This window comes from Rhizobium sp. BK312 (genome assembly GCF_014193605.1).
Classification (GTDB): domain Bacteria; phylum Pseudomonadota; class Alphaproteobacteria; order Rhizobiales; family Rhizobiaceae; genus Rhizobium.
Genome location: NZ_JACHZP010000009.1, coordinates 150,323 through 167,211 on the forward strand (window position 1 = coordinate 150,323; position 16,889 = coordinate 167,211).

Genomic DNA, 16,889 nt, shown 5'->3' on the forward strand with positions numbered 1-16,889 from the left:
CTCGAAAGATAAGGTGAATCTTGGGCGCTTATGCACGCAAAGTGCAATCCGCCGGTCAGATACATCCAAATTCGGCCTATCCGAACGCTTTGCGGCCAAATCGCCTGAAACGCAAGGCTAATTCTGCGTCTGTGCCGGCGGCGTGCCGCCCTCTTTTTGAATTTCCTGCAGCGTATCCTGGCCATGTTCGGCAGCGAGCTTGCGCATTTCGGCAACACGCCTCTGGTACTCGGCCTCGGAGATCGTGCCAGCCTTGCGCTGCGATCCAAGTGCCGTCAGCTGCTTGACCAGATCGCCAGCCTGCTGATCGTTGATCTGGACGTTTGCAGCGGTCGGCGGCGCGTTGAAGGAAGGATAGCCGTCCTTGTAATATTGCTGCGTGCTGGTTTCCACCACCGGCGTGCCCCTGGCGGGCTTTACTATGACAGCCTGAGGCGGCTGCTTGCGCTTGGCGAAGGCCGCCTTTTCCTCGGGCGTCGAGCAGCCCGCAAGCGTCAATGCGAGAATTCCGCACATTGCACCGCAGAGTACGGAATACCGGTTCAGTCTTGCCACCATGCCGCCGCCCATAATTGTCTTCCTGCGCTATTCCTTGCTGTGGGTTGCGACTGTTAAATTTGTCGCAGCAGCAAAGCAAGAGCAGGGTTGCGTTTCATTCGACTTGTATTCCTTTTCCCGCAAGATGTACAAATGGAAAACAAGACACGAGCTGCCGCCGGGAGGATGATGCGTGACCGACAGCAAGCGGGACAAGAATGAAGGTAATGGCGGCTTTCCAGGCTTTGATCCAAAGTCAGTCGAGCCTTACATCGTCAGGGATCCCGAAGCGATGGCCGTCAACTTTGCCCGTGCGCTGGAAAATCTCGGCAAGGCGGCCTCAGCCTGGCTTGCGCCACGCGAGCGCGGCGAGAAGGTCGATACGGTTGCCGATCCCTTCACCGACATGGTCAAGACACTCTCCAAGGTCGGAGAGTACTGGCTTTCCGATCCCCGCCGCACACTGGAGGCGCAGACTCATCTGCTTTCCGGCTATTTTGGTCTGTGGACGAAGACCATGCAGCGCCTCAGCGGCGATTCGTCAGCCGAAGCCGAACCCGTGAAGGACAGGCGCTTTGCCGATGAGGACTGGCAGACGAATCCTTTCTTCGACTTCCTGAAGCAGACCTATCTTCTGACATCGAACTGGGCGGAAAAGCTGGTCGGAGATGCGGAAGGACTGGACGAACACACGCGTCACAAGGCGGCGTTCTACACGAAGCAGATCACAGCCGCCTTCTCGCCGACCAATTTCATCGCGACGAATCCGCAGGTCTACCGCGAAACCATCGCCTCCAATGCCGAGAATCTCGTGCGCGGCATGAAGATGCTGGCGGAAGATATCAGCCTCGGCCACGGCGAGCTGCGTCTGCGGCAAACGGACATGACGAAATTCGCGGTCGGCCGCGACATGGCACTCACTCCGGGCAAGGTCATTGCGCAGAGCGATGTCTGCCAGGTGATCCAATATGAGCCGGCGACAGAGAAGGTGCTGAAGCGACCGCTGCTGATCTGCCCGCCCTGGATCAACAAATTCTACATTCTCGATCTCAACCCACAGAAATCCCTCATCAAATGGTGTGTGGAGCAGGGTCACACCGTCTTCGTCATCTCCTGGGTGAACCCCGATCAGCGGCATGCCGCAAAGGACTGGACCTCCTATGCCCGCGAAGGCATCGATTTCGCTTTGGAAACGATCGAGAAGGCGACGGGCGAGCAGGAGGTCAACGCCGTGGGCTATTGCGTCGGCGGCACGCTGCTCGCGGCGACGCTTGCCCTCCATGCCAAGGAAAAGAACAAGCGCATCCGAACGGTTACCTTCCTGACGACGCAGGTCGATTTCACCTTTGCTGGCGATCTGAAGGTTTTCGTCGACGAGGAGCAGATCGCAGCGCTCGAAGAGCAGATGAATGTGCTCGGTTATCTCGAAGGCTCGAAGATGGCGACGGCTTTCAACATGCTGCGCGCCTCCGAACTGATCTGGCCCTATTTCGTCAACAACTATCTGAAGGGGCAGGAACCCATGCCCTTCGATCTTCTATTCTGGAACGCTGATTCGACGCGTATGGCCGCGGCCAACCATTCATTTTACCTGCGCAACTGCTACCTCAACAATGCATTGAGCCAGGGCAAAATGGTGCTCGACGGCAAGACGCTGTCACTGAAGGACGTTCGCATCCCCGTCTACAATCTGGCGACGCGCGAAGACCATATCGCGCCGGCCAAATCGGTCTTCGTCGGCAGCCAATGTTTCGGCGGTCCGGTGGAATTCGTGGTGACCGGCTCCGGTCACATTGCCGGTGTCGTCAACCCGCCCGACAAGCACAAATACCAGTTCTGGACAGGTGGCCCATTGGGCGGCGACTATGAGGATTGGCTCGCCGAGGCAAAGGAGACGCCTGGTTCCTGGTGGCCGCATTGGCATGCCTGGATCCTCGAGCAAGACCATCGCATGACGGCTGCGCGCAAACCCGGCGGCAAGGCCCTCAATGCGCTGGAAGAAGCACCCGGCAGCTACGTCCTGGAACGGGCGTAAACAGTCGCGAATTATGCAATTTCCTTCGCCTCTCGTCCCCGCCCGCCTGATTTCCCGCTACAAGCGCTTCCTCTTCGATGCCGAGCTGGAGGACGGCACCTTCATCACCGGTTCCTGCCCGAATACCGGCTCGATGCTCGGCCTTACGACACCCGGCTCGCGCATATGGCTCTCCGAACATGAGGGCGCAAAACGAAAATACCGTCATGTCTTCGAATTGATCGAAGCCGACGACACCACGGTCGGCGTCAATACCGCCATGCCAAATCGCATCGCGGCGGAAGCGATCGCGCTTGGGCAAGTCTCCGATCTCGGGGAGTACACGATGGTCAAACGCGAGCAGAATTACGGCCGCAACTCTCGCATCGACCTGCTCTTGACCGACCCTTTGCGGACAACCACCTATGTCGAGGTGAAAAACGTCCATTTCATGCGGCAGCCGGGTCTTGCAGAGTTCCCCGATACGGCGACGGCACGCGGCGCCAAGCATCTGGAAGAACTCGGCGATATGGCCGAGGCCGGCTACCGCGCCGTCATGTTGTTCGTGATCCAGCGCAATGATTGCCATCGCTTCCGCATCTGCGGTGATCTCGATCCGGTCTATGCCAAGGCCTACCATCGCGCTTTGGCGCGTGGGGTTGAAGTCTATGCGCTGAAATGCAGGGTTTCACCGACGGAAATCGCGCCTGCCGGGTTGATCCCGATAGACGAACCCGGCATAGCTGCATTAGAACAGTTTAAGATCTCTATCGAAGGCTAGTCATGGTGAATTACATCGAAGCGGCAACGGCGCCGGCGAAGAATACGGGGGCCATCCGCATCTATGGAGAGGACGCATTTGCCGGAATGCGCAAAGCGTGCCAACTGACCGCCCGCTGCCTCGATGAACTCGCCGCGATCGTCAGGCCCGGCGTGCCCACCGATGTCATCGATCGTTTCGTCTTCGAATTCGGCATGGATCACGGCGCTTATCCCGCGACGCTGAACTACCGCGGCTACATGAAATCCTCCTGCACGTCGATCAACCACGTCGTCTGCCATGGCATTCCCAATGACAAGCCGCTGCGCGAAGGCGATATCGTCAATATCGACGTGACCTATGTGCTCGATGGCTGGCACGGCGATTCCAGCCGCATGTACCCCGTCGGCGAAATCAAGCGCTCGGCCGAACGGCTTCTCGAAGTCACCTATGAATCTCTGATGCGCGGCATTGCCGCCGTGCGTCCGGGTGCCCGCACGGGCGCGATCGGCGAAGCGATCCAGACCTATGCAGAGGGCGAACGCTGCTCGGTCGTGCGCGACTTCTGCGGCCATGGCGTCGGCAGCCTGTTCCATGACTCGCCGAACATCCTGCACTACGGCCGCGTCAATGACGGCCCGGAACTGCGTGAAGGCATGATCTTCACCATCGAGCCGATGATCAATCTCGGCAAGCCGCATGTGAAAGTACTCGGTGACGGCTGGACGGCCGTCACCCGCGACCGCTCGCTTTCGGCACAATACGAACATACGGTCGGCGTCACGGCCACGGGCTGCGAAATCTTCACCCTGTCGCCCGGCGGCCTCGACCGCCCCGGCCTGCCGCCGCTGCAGGGATAATTCATGGCGAAACGCCCCGCTTCTTCCAATGGACATGGTGACATGCCCCTCGAAAGAGGCGGGAAGCCGGAGACTTTGGAAGAGGCGCCGCTGCTCGACGAGCGGCTGTTCTTCCCCCAACAGACTGTCAAGCCGGCCTCGCAGACCACCAAATCCTCCTCGATAGCCAAATCCGCGCCACCCAACGTCGAAGCCCATTATCATGGTCACCGCGAACGGTTGCGCAATCGCTATCGCGACGGTGGCGACGCGGCGTTGGCGGACTATGAAATCCTCGAGCTGTTGCTCTTTCGGCTGATCCCGCGTCGCGACACGAAACCCATCGCCAAGGCCTTGCTCGCCCGCTTTGGCTCGCTCGGCGGCGTATTCGGCGCGCCGGTCGGCCTGTTGACCGAGGTCAGCGGCATCGGCGATGCGGTCGCGCTCGACCTGAAGCTGGTCGCGAGCGTCGCACAGCGCATGCTGAAGAGCGAATTGACGGGCAAGCCGGTGCTCTCCTCCTGGAAGGCGCTCATCGATTATTGCCATGCCGCCATGGCGCACGAAGCCCGCGAGCAATTCCGCCTATTGTTTCTCGACAAGCGCAATGCCCTGATCGCCGACGAGGTGCAGGGCTTCGGCACCATCGATCATACGCCGGTCTACCTGCGCGAGGTCGTCAAACGCGCACTCGAACTCTCCGCCTCGGCAGTGATTCTGGTCCACAACCATCCCACTTACCCTGCTTTGATCACGCTGGATCACGCTCAAACACGTTGAGATATCACGGTTTTTTCGGCTTGCGCACTCGGAGTGTCTTTTGCAAACTGGGGGCTGTTTAAGGGGTAGCGGATGGCCTCCAGATCCCGAGCGCCGATCCCTGTTTCCTCGACCGATCCCAGCTGCCGAGAAGGGAAACGCCGTGCCGAGCCTGACCGATCCCGCCATCCGACAAGCGCTGAAGCGAGTGGAGAGCAACCAGAAGCAGGAAAACCTGGCCGATGGTGAAGGTCGCGGCACTGACCGCCTAGTCCTGGTTCTTAAACCAATGCCGAAGCGAGTGACTGCCGACTGGATGGCCCAGCAGTGGCGTGATGGAAAGCGGACCAAGAAAAAGCTCGGGGCCTAAGTGCGCCCGCTGAAGCTTTACGCCTACTAAACCACTATCAAAGCAATTCCGCCGATTGCCTCGATCATCGATCGAGCAAGGGCATGGGAGCGATCGACATCGCCCTCCTCCCACTCCGCGACGGAATAGTGGATGTTGAACCATGGAAGCAGCGTCAACGCTCCACGTTGCGCCTTTGACAACGGTGTTGGCGCCCGTGGGTTTTCTAAAAGGATGGTTGCCTCCTTGAGACAAAGGATCGCTGCAGCGTAACGGCTGGTCTTTGCCGCCTGAGCAGAAAAACGCCCCTCATGGGCCATCGGCGTGATCGTATGTCCGCCCCCCGCATGGTCATCGAAAACGGGTGCGCCCTTCCAGCCATAAAAGGCATACCAGATTGCGCCCGAACATAGGGCTCCATGATGCCCGCTGATCAGCGGCGAACTTTGCTCCTCTTTGAAGACCCCCGGCCACTTTCCTAGATCGCGAAATCGATCCAGAGCAGGCTCGGCTTTCCTTGCTCTGTTCGCGCCCGTATTGTGCAGCCGGACGGTATTGCTTCCGAAGAGCCGCGCCAAAATCGTCACGTCCGTCAGTCCGCTCGCCCGCGCATCGTCTGCCGTCGCAGCGTGCCTCGCCTGCTCCAAAGCCCCACGTCCAACCTTGCTCAGGCGGATGCCGAACGACGTCAGGGAGTGATGGATGACGTTTTCCAGATCGAGGAATTTGACTTTCAAATTGCGCCGGTGCGTCAGCAAAAGCAGCGTTCGGTAGCAGCCCGCAGACTTGACGTGCGCTACCCGGAACTAGCCGGTGCGCGTCAGATGAGCGATGTCAGGCGCATGTGACAAGCCTCGACCAGGGTCATCGAATAGCCCAGCCTTGACACTCGCCTTGACTGCATCGTGCTGTATCCTGATCGTCACATCGACAGCGCGTCGATCAGCACCACGGCCGAATGCTTTGCCTATCCGCTCGGCATATTCGGCCATGGCGTTCTCGATCTCCACCATTTGCCGCGTCGAATAGCGCGCCAACTCGATCCCGCCCGTCGCAGCAATCGTGCGCTTTAACTGCAATTCCATCGACGCGAGCAAGCTGTGCTATGGTGCCGATCTTGAATTTGTAAAACTGCTCGATGAGCCGGAGCCAGCACACGCATGACCACATCCCTTGTCCCGAACAAAGGTCCCGAGCTGAGACAAGCCGTCGAGAACACCGAACGCGAGCTTGCCCAAAGGATAGGAATATCGGTCGAACAATTGCGGACCGCGCTCAACAGCGACGATCCTTTGTCAGCCTTTACCGAGCTCAGCAGAATGCGGAAGCCGCATTGATGCACGACATCTGTGACATGTCTGGCGCGCGAGAAGGGCAGCGGTCGTCCTAATGTTTAGGCCCAGCCGACATGTTCCCGCTGTATCAGCTTGAGAAACAGGCCGAACCAAAACCGGTACTCTGGGTCACCACGATCGCCCCATGTCTCAAGCGCACAATAGGCAACCGACGTGGTTTCATCTTCGCCATGCCGGTCGACCGCAACCTCGATCGCCTCGGCTTCGGTCAGGATGTGCCAGTCCTCAATCACGATGTAGTTCGTGCTCATGATTTGCTTCCTCACTGTCAATCAAGTGTTTCCGCGTCGCCAAAGTCTCGCTGGCCTGCCGTCTCTTCGTCATCGCCAGGCGCAAGCTTGATCAGGGCACCTATGCAAACTTTTGCCGTTCGATCATGCATCGCTAGATGTTCTCACTTTGAAGAGCGGTATGAGGATTTCGCGTCGTCAGCAAGATAACGATTTTCGTATAGAATAGCCAGTTATTTTATCTGCAACACGATGGTCATGTAAGGCGATGACGCCACGTGACCTCCTCGCTTGGAATGTACGTAAGCTTCGTGTTCAGCGAGGCCTCTCCCAAGAGCGCCTTGCGCTTGAAGCTGGGTTGGAACGCGTGTCGATTTCCCAACTCGAACGTAAACGGGTAAACTTGGGGATAGATTCTTTAGGAAAGATCGCCAACGTGCTCGACTGTAAAGTCTGTGAGCTATTGGTTGAGCCTGCCGAAGGCGAGCAGGCACCCACAAACCTGCGCCGGGGGCGGCGTCCGTAGAACCGCTACATCTGAGCCGCAGTGTGGGCACGGCGGCTGAGATTCCTTCTCATTCCACCTAACAATTTCGCATCGAGGCCAACCTGATACTCGCTCGCCTTGAGCGGATTCAAACCTTTGACCCGCGATTACAATTAGCCTGGCCGCTCAAATTATCGACCCAAAACAGAGCGTTCCAGAGATTGAGAATTGCGAAATAGTCATTATCAAACGGACGCCTGTTAAGCCTCGCAGATTTTACGCGCAAATTATGGAGCGGCTTACGAAGAATTACGCGAATTTCTATCGCACTTTGCATCCAAAGCGAGTATACCGCTCGCCGCTCCGGGCGAGGTGTGAATTTGAAGCGAAATACGATCCTGTCGATCTTGTGGCATATACGACGTTCGCGAAAGCAATATAGCTAGATCCTGCGCTATCTCATGAAGGTGAAGGAAGCCTACTCGGACGACGCTCTTAACGCGCTGAAAAACCTTGCCGATGATGCAAGGAGCAAACGCGCGGCGGCAACCGTTGCGGCGGAAACCGCGTTCAAGGACGCCACGTTCCCCGGCGTTGGCGCCGAGATGTGGCGGGCGCTGGGATCAGAAGAATATCGTGAAGTGCTGTGCGGCAAAATAACTCACGATGAGAGAGGGGGATCAACGGTGATAAACGCTGGGATCAGTGAAACCTCCGATCCCAAAAAACTACCCCAACGATTTCCTTCCAGTAAATTTATCTTTTAATTTCAACAACATATTTAATTGACGAGTGTGGTCCACAACCACCCGTCGGGAGACCCAACCCATCCCGCGCCGATATCGAGATGACCAAGACCATCATCGATACCGCCAAGCCCTTGGGCATCACTGTTCACGACCATGTTATCATTGGAAAAAACGGCCACGTCAGCTTCCGGGCATTGCGATTGATCTGAAATCGCCGAACGCTTCATAAGATTTTTAGTTAAAAATACCCCTCAAACTTTTGATATATTTATATTTTTTAAGGCATCCGACACTTCCGATTTTTCGAAGCGGCTGTGAATCGCCGATCCCGTCAGTTACCATTTTTCAGTTCAGCGTCAGGATCATCTGGCAGAAGGATCGCGCCTATCGCAACGGCAGGCCTGCTGGCGGAAGCTGCTGTTTTGATTTGACCAATCCGCCTCGGTGGTCGACCCGGTCCGGAGATCGCATGCAGAAGACATCGCCGACACTTGCCTCTCGCCTTCGCCGTTTTGGCCGTGGCGCGTTCGTTGCCTCGATCGGTTTCGCGGCAATCGCCGGCGGCTTCTATGCTCACATGCTCTGGACGACGAATTTCCATCCGGTCATCGCCGGCGAGCTCTACCGCTCCTCGCAGCCCTCGGCCAGCAACATCGCCGAGTTTCAGAAGCAATACGGCATCAGAACCATTATCAACCTGCGCGGCGACAATAGCGGGCACCATTGGTATGATACCGAAGTCGCTCAGGCGAAAGCGCTCAACATCGACCATATCGATTTCCACATGTCTTCGGGCCGCGAACTGACGCAGGAGCAGGCGGCCCAACTCGTCGATATCATGCGAAATGCGCCGAAGCCGATCCTCATTCATTGCCAGGCCGGAGCCGACAGAACCGGCCTAGCCTCGGCACTTTACCTTGCCGCCATTGCCAAGACGAATGAGGCTACCGCGGAGGGCCAGATGTCGATCATCTATGGTCACCTGCCGTTCTCCTTCACCCGTGCCTATGCCATGGACCGTACCTTCGAGAAGCTGGAACCCTGGCTCGGCCTTTCGGCGTCCTGAGCGCCAAACTTCCCGTTAGATAATCTGTAACATTGAGCCGCTACCGGTTGACGGAGTGCATGTTGCATTGCGACATTGATTCCCTATTTCAGTCATCCGAGGCTTCCCGATGGACCAATTCGATCTCCTAGTCGTGGGTAGCGGCCCTGCCGGCCGCAGAGGCGCTATCCAGGCCGCCAAACTCGGCAAGAAGGTGCTCGTCGTCGAGCAAGGCAAACGGGTCGGCGGCGTCTCGGTCCACACCGGCACCATCCCTTCGAAGACACTGCGCGAAACGGCGCTGAACCTTTCAGGTTGGCGCGAACGCGGCTTCTACGGCCGCGCCTATCGCGTCAAACAAGAAATCAGCGCCGAAGATTTGCGCCGCCGCCTGCTGATCACTCTCGATCACGAAGTCGAGGTGCTTGAGCATCAGTTCGCCCGCAATCGCGTCCAGCACATCAGAGGCAAGGCAAGCTTCGTCGATCCGCAGACGATGCAGATCGTCAAGGATGATGGCGAGGTCGTTACCGTTTCCGCCGCCAGCATTCTGCTTGCCGTCGGCACCAAGCCTTTCCGTCCGGATTACATGCCGTTCGACGGCAAGACGGTTCTCGACAGCGACGAACTCCTCGATATCCAGGATCTGCCGCGATCGATGGTCGTCATCGGCGCCGGCGTCATCGGCATCGAATACGCCACAATCTTCAGCGCGCTCGACACGCAGGTGACGCTGATCGATCCGAAATCGACCATGCTCGACTTCATCGACAAGGAGATCATCGAGGATTTCACCTATCAGCTTCGTGACCGCAACATGAAGCTGCTGCTTGGACAGAAGGCCGAGAAGGTGGAGCGCCTGCCGAACGGAAAGGTGGAACTGACGCTCGACAACGGTCGCCGTCTGACCACCGACATGGTGCTGTTTGCCGCCGGCCGTATGGGCGCGACGGATACGCTCAACCTCCCCGCGGCCGGCCTTGAGGCCGATGCCCGTGGCCGCCTGAACGTCAATCCCGAAACCTTCGCAACCAAGGTCCCGCATATCTTTGCCGCGGGCGACGTCGTCGGCTTCCCGAGCCTTGCCTCCACGTCGATGGAACAGGGCCGCATTGCCGCGCGCGTCGCCGTCGGCGCGATCGCCAAGGAGCCGCCGAAATACTTTCCCTACGGCATTTATGCCGTGCCGGAGATTTCCACCTGTGGCCTCTCGGAGGAAGAGGTCAAGGACCGGCACATTCCCTATGAATGCGGTATCGCCCGCTTCCGCGAGACGTCGCGCGGCCATATCATGGGCCTCGATACCGGCCTCTTGAAGATGATCTTCTCGTTGAAGACACGCCGCCTGCTCGGCGTCCACATCGTCGGCGAAGGCGCCACCGAACTCGTGCACATCGGCCAGGCCGTGCTGAATCTCAAAGGCACCGTCGAATATTTCGTCGAAAACACCTTCAACTATCCGACGCTCGCGGAAGCCTACAAGATCGCCGGCCTCGACGCCTGGAACCGCATGGGCGACATCAAGTCGGAGATTTGAGCGCGTCCGTGAAACCTCACGCAAGGGCTTCGATCAGGGGCAGGACTTCGGCGAAGGAATAGATGCTGTATTTCGGGGATGGCAGCGTGTCCGGCCAAGAAGTGCCAGCAGCGTAGAATACACCTCGTATTCCCGCCGCCTCCGCGCCCCTGACATCGGCCTCTGGATTGTCACCGACAAAAATGCAGCTTGCCGGGGCCACGCCCAGCCGTTCAGCGGCAAGCTGAAAAATTCTCGCGTCCGGCTTCCGCAGGCCGACATCCTCTGAAATGACCACGAGATCCACGGCATCTCTCAGTCCGGTGATCTCAATTTTTGCGGATTGAACGTCGCCGTGGCCGTTGCTGATGATGGCCGTCTTCAGGCCGTGCTCGCGCAGCGCGGCAAGCATTTCAAGGGCGCCTATCGAGGGCCGTGCGAAATGTGGGTAGCGCCTTTGAAAATCGGAAAGCAAGAGAACTCCGCAATCATCGCTCACACCGAGAGCAGTCACCAACCGCGGATAAAGCTTTTGTTTGTCGACGAGACCTTCCTTCTCCAAGGCAAAGAACGTTTCTTGAAAATTCTGAAAAGTAACGCCCCTCAGTTGATCTTCAAGCCGTTTGAAATGATCCGGTAGGAATGCCAGCAGGGCGGCGCGGCGATCGATAAGGGTTTCGTCCAGATCAAACATTGCCGCTTTAATCAAGTTCGGTCTCCTTCGCCATTCACCGTACTAGGCTTCTGGTAGAGCCTAGGGCTCTAATGAGAAGTATCCATTGCAAACGATCGAGTTAGGCTGCAAGCGCTGCCTGAACCGCAAAGGCGATATGCAGCCGGACCAGGCAATATTGACTAAGCCGATGGTGTCAGAAAGCTTCCTGATATCGGCACAAAAAAAGCCCTGCCGCGAACGGCAGGGCTTCAATTTCAGTCGGAAAGAGAACCGATTACTCGGCGCTGTCTTCAGCAGCCTTCTTCTTCGGAGCGGCTTTCTTCTTCGGAGCGGCAGCTTCTTCGCCTTCGGCGGCAGCTTCAGTCGCTTCAGCCTTGGCAGCAGCCTTCTTCTTCGGCGCTGCCTTCTTGGCAGCCGGCTTGTCTTCTTCTTCGTCGTCAGCCAGCAGCGCTTCCTTGGAAACTGTCTTGTCGGTGACGTTAACCTCGGTCAGCAGATGGTCGATGACCTTTTCTTCGAAGATCGGGGCGCGCAGGTTAGCGGAAGCGCCCGGCGTCTTGCGGAAGAATTCCAGGATTTCCTTTTCCTGGCCCGGGAACTGCTGAAGCTGCGCGTAAAGAGCACGCTGCAGTTCGTCTTCGCTGACTTCGACACCGGCCTTCTCGCCGATTTCGGAGAGAACGAGGCCAAGGCGAACGCGACGCTCAGCGAGCTTGCGGTATTCTTCGCGAGCCTTTTCTTCCGTGGTGTCTTCGTCTTCGAAGGTCTTGCCGGATTCGCTGAGGTCGGTTTCGATCTGGCGCCAGATGCTGGCGAATTCAGCGTCGACGAGCTTCTGCGGCGTGTCAAACTGGTACATCTCGTCGAGCTGGTCGAGGATCTGACGCTTGACCTTCTGGCGGGTGACCGAACCGTACTGGCTTTCGATCTGGCCGCGAACGATTTCCTTCAGGCGGTCAGCCGATTCAAGGCCGAGCTTGGAAGCGAGTTCGTCGTTGATTTCGACTTCGCCAGGAGCTGCAACTTCCTTGACATTGATGTCGAAGGTGGCTTCCTTGCCGGCGAGGTTTTTGGCCGGATAGTCGGCCGGGAAGGTTACGGTGATGACCTTCTCATCGCCAGCCTTGAGGCCGACGAGCTGCTCTTCGAAGCCCGGAATGAAGCGGTTGGAGCCGAGAACGAGCTGTGCGTCTTCGTCCTTGCCGCCGTCGAAGGCAACGCCGTCGACCTTGCCGAGGTAATCGATGGTGACGCGGTCGCCGTTGGCGGCCTTGCCCTTCTTGGTTTCGTAGCTGCGGGCACTCTCAGCGATCTTGAGGATCTGCTCGGTCACTTCGTCTTCGCCGATCTCGGCGACTTCGCGGGTGACCTTGATGCCGCTGACCGGCTTCAATTCGATCGCCGGGATGACTTCGTAAGACAGCGTGAATTCGAAATCGGCCTCAGCGGAGAGGATCTTTTCTGCCTCGTCCTGGTCTTCCGTCATCGCGATTTCCGGCTGGGTGGCCGACTTTTCGCCGCGCTCGGTCAGGATCGCCGGCGGCTGATCGCGAACGATTTCGTTGACGAGATCGGCCATGATCGACTTGCCGTAGACCTTCTTCAGGTGCGAGACCGGAACCTTGCCCGGACGAAAGCCGTTGATGCGGACCTTGTCCTTGACCTCGGCCAGGCGCTCGTTCATGCGCACTTCCATGTCCTTGGCCGGGATGACCACCTTGATTTCGCGCTTCAGCCCTTCAGCGAGCGTTTCGATAACCTGCATTGTCCTACCTTCATTCATGGCGGCCGTGCCCAGCCTGCCGTTCGTTTCGATGAGCACGACGCCGGAAAATCCCGAGCGTGGCTTGGATGCAATTCTCTTTCACCTTGCAAGAGCGCCGCGCATTCAAACAAACGCGCAAAAGGCAGCTCTATCCCGTCACGAGCCAAAACATCTTGTCCACTTTCCTCATCGAAAGCGGGATGCTTCGGGCAAGATGGCGCGTCCTGCGGCATTTGGAAGACAGGCTTGGTTAGCCTCCCCCCTGTCCACAAGACAGTGTTGGTGCGGGTAGAGAGACTTGAACTCCCACGCCTTGCGGCACCAGAACCTAAATCTGGCGTGTCTACCAATTTCACCATACCCGCGTTCCCAAAACCGCATGGCGATGCCTGCCCATGGGGCCTTCCGGAGCGCGGCGTCTCTATATCACCCGTTTCAAACCACGCAAAGGAAAAATGACGGTTCCGCGACGACGCTTAAAGCTTATCGGAGCTCTTCGCGCAGATATCGTCAGTAAAGCGGCTCCTCATAGACGGATTTGCCGTCTAGAAGCAGGCTTCTGATATGGGCAACACCGTCGGAGGACACGCGCGCCGCAATGGCGACGCGATTGTCGTTGCGGGCGCTCTCGATATCGCGGCCCTGCCCCTCGGGCACGTAATAGCGTTCGATGCCATAGGTGACCCCGACAATCGCCTGCTGGGGATCGGTGACATCGCCATAGAAAACATATTCGACAGGCAGGCTTTTGAGCACGACCGTATCGGGTTTCTGATCGAGCTTTCCAAAGGATGATTCGACGATGCCCCAGTAACCGTCACCCTGCCTCTTCAGGCGAACGGACAATATCGCGGCACTTCGGCTCATTTTCGGCGGTCCCTCGACCATCGTCGAGAACGGAACCCGTGAGATGTCGTAGTTCAAGGTCACGTAGTCGCCGCGCAGAAGATCGCGCGGATCGACCGGTGCGGTCCTCAAGAGAATTTCGACGCCGCTCCGCAGCCCCCAGGCGCGCTCGCCAACCATGTAGCCGAGAACTGCCGTCTGCAAAGCGGCAACGACGATGGCAGCAATCCATAGTCGGCGGGAACCGATGGTCGGGCTCTTTTCAGCGATATCGGTCATGCCTGTGTCCCCTGCCCGCTATTGCTGGAAAAGCGCCGTTCCAGCTGGATGACCAGCCAGGCTGCAATGGCCACAAGCAAGCCCGCAACGAGGAAGAACCCCGCCGTGCCGATCATCGAGCCTATCGTCTCGCTGGCGAGATAAAGAATCTCGCAGGAAAAGACGAAATAGGCGAGATAGCGCACCGCGCCATTGTCGCGGCCGCTGAGGGCGATTGCGATCACCGCGCTGGCAAGTGTCGCCGCGGCTACGATGACAAGCGGCAATTTATCCTCGATCCAGACATTATTTTCAAAGGAACCGTTGCTGATTTCGGCATGGACAAGAAAGAAGCCGATCGATGCAACCAGAAAAGTGTAGAAAGCGGGCGCCGCGCCGGCCGTGCGGGCAAAGGGCACCAGCGGCGAAGCGGGAACACTGACGACGAGAAACGTCGCCATGCCGAGAGCGGCAAACAGGATCGCGGTATTCAATCCCTCATGGCGGCCGAACAGCCATGCCAGCCAGCCGACGAGCATGAGATAAGCCAAATGTCGAGCCATGGGCGCGTCGACATAGCGGACAAGCCCAATCAGGACCGCAGCCATCAAAGGCGGCATCCAGGGCATGATCCCATACCATTCGTCGAAATGCCCCCAGAGATAGACGCCGCAAAATGCCCAGGCCAGAAAACCCGCGAGCCCGACCTGAGCCGAGGAACGGAACAAGGCCGCCACGATGCAGGCCGCAGCGAACCAGACGAGCATCATTCTCAGTTCATCGCCGGACAAATTGTACATCTGGCCGACCAGTGCCATGGCGCCACCGAAACTCAAGGTGCCGAGAATCAGCAATGCAGCGGCGATGATGGAGCGACCCTGGCCTAACAAATATGCAGCCGCGAGATAGAAGGCCCATATCATCGTGACCAGCCCCAGCAGACGGGCAATTCTCGGAATGCTCTCCCAGTTTGCAGATATGAACAGCAAGATGGCAAGGCCGAGAAGCACGGCGGCGATGATGGTCAGTACCCGTCCGGCGCTGAAACTTGTCTGGCGGCCGTCATACTCGCCGAGAATGGCTTTGGCCGTCCCCGCGTCGACAAGGCCCTTGTCGGTCCAGATCTTCAGATCCCGCTCCAGCCTGCCCCTGTACATGCCCGGCTCCCCCTCGCTGCGATTCTGCTTGCGACAGAGTTAGCACAAATCGCCGCACAATCGATGCGAGCCGAGCGGTTCTGGCAGAAGCTTCGGCTCACAGGAATATGTGCCATATTAATACGGAATTAAGGGATCGTGTGGTATCTTTGGGACCGGTAAGGAGATACCGACTGCAGATATGCGCGCAGCTCATGCCTCCCATGAAATTATTGCGCTGCACAAATTCGAAAAGTCATACTATTTATCAGGCAACAAAACGGCGGTGGCGCGCCGGGCCGATTCAGATCGGATCAAGCCTGGGGATGGATATCCCGACACCATATTCGGAGCCGCATACTCCTCCTCCCAATGCGCTCCGATCGATTGACGACACTCCTCCTCCCAGTCGTTAATCACCACAAATGACGCCCATCGCATCCTCCTCCCGCGGTGGGCGTTATTTTTTACCTCCCTAAATCGGTTTATGCTGCGCGGATGCGCATGTTGCCCAGCGGGCTGCAATCGAAAGGCCGCATGGCGGCTGGCAGCAGAATTCGAGCCCTCCAAAATGGCAAGGCCGGCGAAAAGATGGCTAAAAGCGGGCCGCCGCCGGCAAACGCTTCGGAATGCCCGACACTTGCTCGAAATTGACTTCCAGCGGCGAACCCGGTTGGTCGTGATATGCACACAAAGAAGCCATCATCTTAGGCAAAGCACCATAAGGCTTGCATGTGGCGCATAGGTGGCATGAAGCTTTCGCGCTTTTAGTTTTCGCGACGCAGCATATATTTAAATCCATTAGATCGACGACGGAACCAATCACGGAACTGCTCGATCCCTTGATCCTCGAAAGGGACTACAATGAACCTGACCCGCTCTTTCAACAACTGGCGCAAGTATCGTCAGACCGTTAACGAACTCGGCCGCATGAGCTCGCGTGAACTGCACGACCTCGGCATCGACCGCGCCGACATCCATCGCGTCGCCCGCGAAGCCACCGGCCGTTAACAGCCGGATAGGCTTCGCCCAACAGCGAAAGCCTTCTCAACGCCCGTTGCGGACCTCCGCGGCGGGCGTTCTTTTTTTGCCTATCGACTGAGCAGACGCAGCATAATCGATTCCGCTGCGAGCTATTCCCCATTTGCAAAGCACACAAATTTTGAGCATCGACTGCTTTTTGGGCGTCATATTGCACAAATGCATGGCAGACGCCTCTTCTTTGCACTGCACAATCACTCTCTTCGCGCCTATATAGAGTGCAAGCGCTGAGGCGGTAATTGTACCGCCCGCAAACAAGATACTGAGGAAAAGATCATGAACCCGATTCGCATTGCAAAGAACTGGATCAGCTACCGCCGCACTCTGAACGAACTTGGCAACCTCTCCAGCCAGACCCTTTCGGACATCGGCGTCAGCCGTTACGAAATCCGCAACATCGCTGCTCGTTCTTTCCGTTAATAGGAACGGACTAAGCAGACTGCCTCAAGACGGCGCCCTTCGGCGCCGTTTTTGATTCCGGCTGTCAGCAAATCAATTGGATCGCCGGCCTGCCCGTGATAATGACG

17 protein-coding genes, 1 tRNA gene and 3 pseudogenes are annotated in these 16,889 nt (G+C 57.7%); 12 read left to right on the top strand and 9 right to left on the bottom strand.

The features are described 5' to 3' along the window. Nucleotides 1-117: 117 nt before the first annotated feature. The gene (locus FHT85_RS23865) at nucleotides 118-570 is read right to left on the bottom strand and encodes a hypothetical protein (RefSeq protein WP_112338298.1); all 453 of its coding nucleotides are present in this window, start codon (nucleotides 568-570) and stop codon (nucleotides 118-120) included. A gap of 160 nt (nucleotides 571-730) precedes the next feature. On the opposite strand from FHT85_RS23865, the gene FHT85_RS23870 reads away from it, so the two are divergent. The 5 genes and pseudogenes from FHT85_RS23870 to FHT85_RS23890 form a co-directional block, all read left to right on the top strand. Beyond that, nucleotides 731-2,572, top strand: coding sequence for a PHA/PHB synthase family protein (locus FHT85_RS23870; RefSeq protein WP_112338297.1), 1,842 nt, complete (start codon nucleotides 731-733; stop codon nucleotides 2,570-2,572). A 13-nt stretch (nucleotides 2,573-2,585) separates the two neighbouring features. Then, on the top strand, nucleotides 2,586-3,332 hold the full coding sequence (gene sfsA / locus FHT85_RS23875; protein WP_112338296.1) for a DNA/RNA nuclease SfsA: 747 nt from the start codon (nucleotides 2,586-2,588) through the stop codon (nucleotides 3,330-3,332). 2 nt (nucleotides 3,333-3,334) lie between these two features. Continuing rightward, on the top strand, nucleotides 3,335-4,171 hold the full coding sequence (gene map, locus FHT85_RS23880) for a type I methionyl aminopeptidase (RefSeq protein WP_112338295.1): 837 nt from the start codon (nucleotides 3,335-3,337) through the stop codon (nucleotides 4,169-4,171). Between the two features lie 3 nt (nucleotides 4,172-4,174). Beyond that, a pseudogene (locus tag FHT85_RS23885) lies at nucleotides 4,175-4,888 on the top strand (RadC family protein); the annotation flags it as partial. Between the two features lie 184 nt (nucleotides 4,889-5,072). Continuing rightward, nucleotides 5,073-5,276, top strand: a pseudogene (locus FHT85_RS23890) (site-specific integrase); the annotation flags it as partial. Nucleotides 5,277-5,305: 29 nt separating this feature from the next. Here the strand turns inward: FHT85_RS23890 and FHT85_RS23895 are convergent. The 3 genes from FHT85_RS23895 to FHT85_RS23910 form a co-directional block, all read right to left on the bottom strand. Next, nucleotides 5,306-5,845 (bottom strand): hypothetical protein, encoded by a 540-nt coding sequence (locus tag FHT85_RS23895; protein ID WP_162701000.1) that lies wholly within the window; start codon nucleotides 5,843-5,845, stop codon nucleotides 5,306-5,308. A gap of 219 nt (nucleotides 5,846-6,064) precedes the next feature. Next, entirely contained in the window at nucleotides 6,065-6,343 is a 279-nt protein-coding gene (locus FHT85_RS23905) for a hypothetical protein (protein ID WP_181476379.1), read from the bottom strand. A gap of 308 nt (nucleotides 6,344-6,651) precedes the next feature. Beyond that, nucleotides 6,652-6,864: a hypothetical protein gene (locus tag FHT85_RS23910; protein WP_210293831.1), complete on the bottom strand. Its 213-nt coding sequence runs from the start codon at nucleotides 6,862-6,864 to the stop codon at nucleotides 6,652-6,654. 247 nt (nucleotides 6,865-7,111) lie between these two features. Here FHT85_RS23910 and FHT85_RS23915 point away from each other — a divergent pair, with 247 nt between their 5' ends. The 5 genes and pseudogenes from FHT85_RS23915 to sthA all read left to right on the top strand — a co-directional run bounded on the left by FHT85_RS23915 (nucleotide 7,112) and on the right by sthA (nucleotide 10,661). Continuing rightward, nucleotides 7,112-7,369 (top strand): helix-turn-helix domain-containing protein, encoded by a 258-nt coding sequence (locus FHT85_RS23915; RefSeq protein WP_112338294.1) that lies wholly within the window; start codon nucleotides 7,112-7,114, stop codon nucleotides 7,367-7,369. A 422-nt stretch (nucleotides 7,370-7,791) separates the two neighbouring features. Next, entirely contained in the window at nucleotides 7,792-8,097 is a 306-nt protein-coding gene (locus tag FHT85_RS23920) for a hypothetical protein (protein WP_112338293.1), read from the top strand. A 27-nt stretch (nucleotides 8,098-8,124) separates the two neighbouring features. After that, a pseudogene (locus tag FHT85_RS23925) lies at nucleotides 8,125-8,288 on the top strand (JAB domain-containing protein); the annotation flags it as partial. 260 nt (nucleotides 8,289-8,548) lie between these two features. After that, on the top strand, nucleotides 8,549-9,145 hold the full coding sequence (locus tag FHT85_RS23930) for a dual specificity protein phosphatase family protein (protein WP_112401101.1): 597 nt from the start codon (nucleotides 8,549-8,551) through the stop codon (nucleotides 9,143-9,145). Nucleotides 9,146-9,254: 109 nt separating this feature from the next. Beyond that, entirely contained in the window at nucleotides 9,255-10,661 is a 1,407-nt protein-coding gene (sthA, locus tag FHT85_RS23935; protein ID WP_112338291.1) for a Si-specific NAD(P)(+) transhydrogenase, read from the top strand. 16 nt (nucleotides 10,662-10,677) lie between these two features. Here the strand turns inward: sthA and FHT85_RS23940 are convergent, their stop codons facing one another. The 5 genes from FHT85_RS23940 to FHT85_RS23960 form a co-directional block, all read right to left on the bottom strand. Continuing rightward, a complete protein-coding gene (locus FHT85_RS23940; RefSeq protein ID WP_146746708.1) occupies nucleotides 10,678-11,349 on the bottom strand; it encodes an HAD family hydrolase in 672 nt (223 codons plus the stop codon). Between the two features lie 241 nt (nucleotides 11,350-11,590). Next, nucleotides 11,591-13,081 (bottom strand): trigger factor, encoded by a 1,491-nt coding sequence (gene tig, locus FHT85_RS23945; protein ID WP_112338407.1) that lies wholly within the window; start codon nucleotides 13,079-13,081, stop codon nucleotides 11,591-11,593. 280 nt (nucleotides 13,082-13,361) lie between these two features. After that, nucleotides 13,362-13,446: transfer RNA gene (locus FHT85_RS23950), tRNA-Leu, on the bottom strand. A 145-nt stretch (nucleotides 13,447-13,591) separates the two neighbouring features. Continuing rightward, a complete protein-coding gene (locus FHT85_RS23955) occupies nucleotides 13,592-14,206 on the bottom strand; it encodes a GDYXXLXY domain-containing protein (protein WP_112412112.1) in 615 nt (204 codons plus the stop codon). After that, nucleotides 14,203-15,342, bottom strand: a complete 1,140-nt coding sequence (locus FHT85_RS23960; RefSeq protein WP_112412111.1) for a DUF2157 domain-containing protein — start codon at nucleotides 15,340-15,342, stop codon at nucleotides 14,203-14,205. Before FHT85_RS23960 ends, FHT85_RS23955 begins: the two co-directional genes overlap by 4 nt. A gap of 843 nt (nucleotides 15,343-16,185) precedes the next feature. On the opposite strand from FHT85_RS23960, the gene FHT85_RS23965 reads away from it, so the two are divergent. Continuing rightward, complete coding sequence (locus FHT85_RS23965; protein WP_015339702.1) at nucleotides 16,186-16,332, top strand: DUF1127 domain-containing protein; 147 nt, start codon at nucleotides 16,186-16,188, stop codon at nucleotides 16,330-16,332. Nucleotides 16,333-16,638: 306 nt separating this feature from the next. Beyond that, nucleotides 16,639-16,782, top strand: coding sequence for a DUF1127 domain-containing protein (locus FHT85_RS23970; protein ID WP_069611985.1), 144 nt, complete (start codon nucleotides 16,639-16,641; stop codon nucleotides 16,780-16,782). Nucleotides 16,783-16,889 lie beyond the last annotated feature (107 nt).

Coding starts and splice junctions, on each gene's coding strand:
- sthA (WP_112338291.1), top strand. CDS start 9,255: ATGGACCAATTCGATCTCCTAGTCGTGGGTAGCGGCCCTGCCGGCCGC.
- FHT85_RS23905 (WP_181476379.1), bottom strand. CDS start 6,343: ATGGAATTGCAGTTAAAGCGCACGATTGCTGCGACGGGCGGGATCGAG.
- FHT85_RS23960 (WP_112412111.1), bottom strand. CDS start 15,342: ATGTACAGGGGCAGGCTGGAGCGGGATCTGAAGATCTGGACCGACAAG.
- FHT85_RS23865 (WP_112338298.1), bottom strand. CDS start 570: ATGGGCGGCGGCATGGTGGCAAGACTGAACCGGTATTCCGTACTCTGC.
- FHT85_RS23955 (WP_112412112.1), bottom strand. CDS start 14,206: ATGACCGATATCGCTGAAAAGAGCCCGACCATCGGTTCCCGCCGACTA.
- sfsA (WP_112338296.1), top strand. CDS start 2,586: ATGCAATTTCCTTCGCCTCTCGTCCCCGCCCGCCTGATTTCCCGCTAC.
- tig (WP_112338407.1), bottom strand. CDS start 13,081: ATGCAGGTTATCGAAACGCTCGCTGAAGGGCTGAAGCGCGAAATCAAG.
- FHT85_RS23930 (WP_112401101.1), top strand. CDS start 8,549: ATGCAGAAGACATCGCCGACACTTGCCTCTCGCCTTCGCCGTTTTGGC.
- FHT85_RS23970 (WP_069611985.1), top strand. CDS start 16,639: ATGAACCCGATTCGCATTGCAAAGAACTGGATCAGCTACCGCCGCACT.
- FHT85_RS23910 (WP_210293831.1), bottom strand. CDS start 6,864: ATGAGCACGAACTACATCGTGATTGAGGACTGGCACATCCTGACCGAA.
- FHT85_RS23915 (WP_112338294.1), top strand. CDS start 7,112: ATGACGCCACGTGACCTCCTCGCTTGGAATGTACGTAAGCTTCGTGTT.
- FHT85_RS23920 (WP_112338293.1), top strand. CDS start 7,792: ATGAAGGTGAAGGAAGCCTACTCGGACGACGCTCTTAACGCGCTGAAA.
- map (WP_112338295.1), top strand. CDS start 3,335: ATGGTGAATTACATCGAAGCGGCAACGGCGCCGGCGAAGAATACGGGG.
- FHT85_RS23965 (WP_015339702.1), top strand. CDS start 16,186: ATGAACCTGACCCGCTCTTTCAACAACTGGCGCAAGTATCGTCAGACC.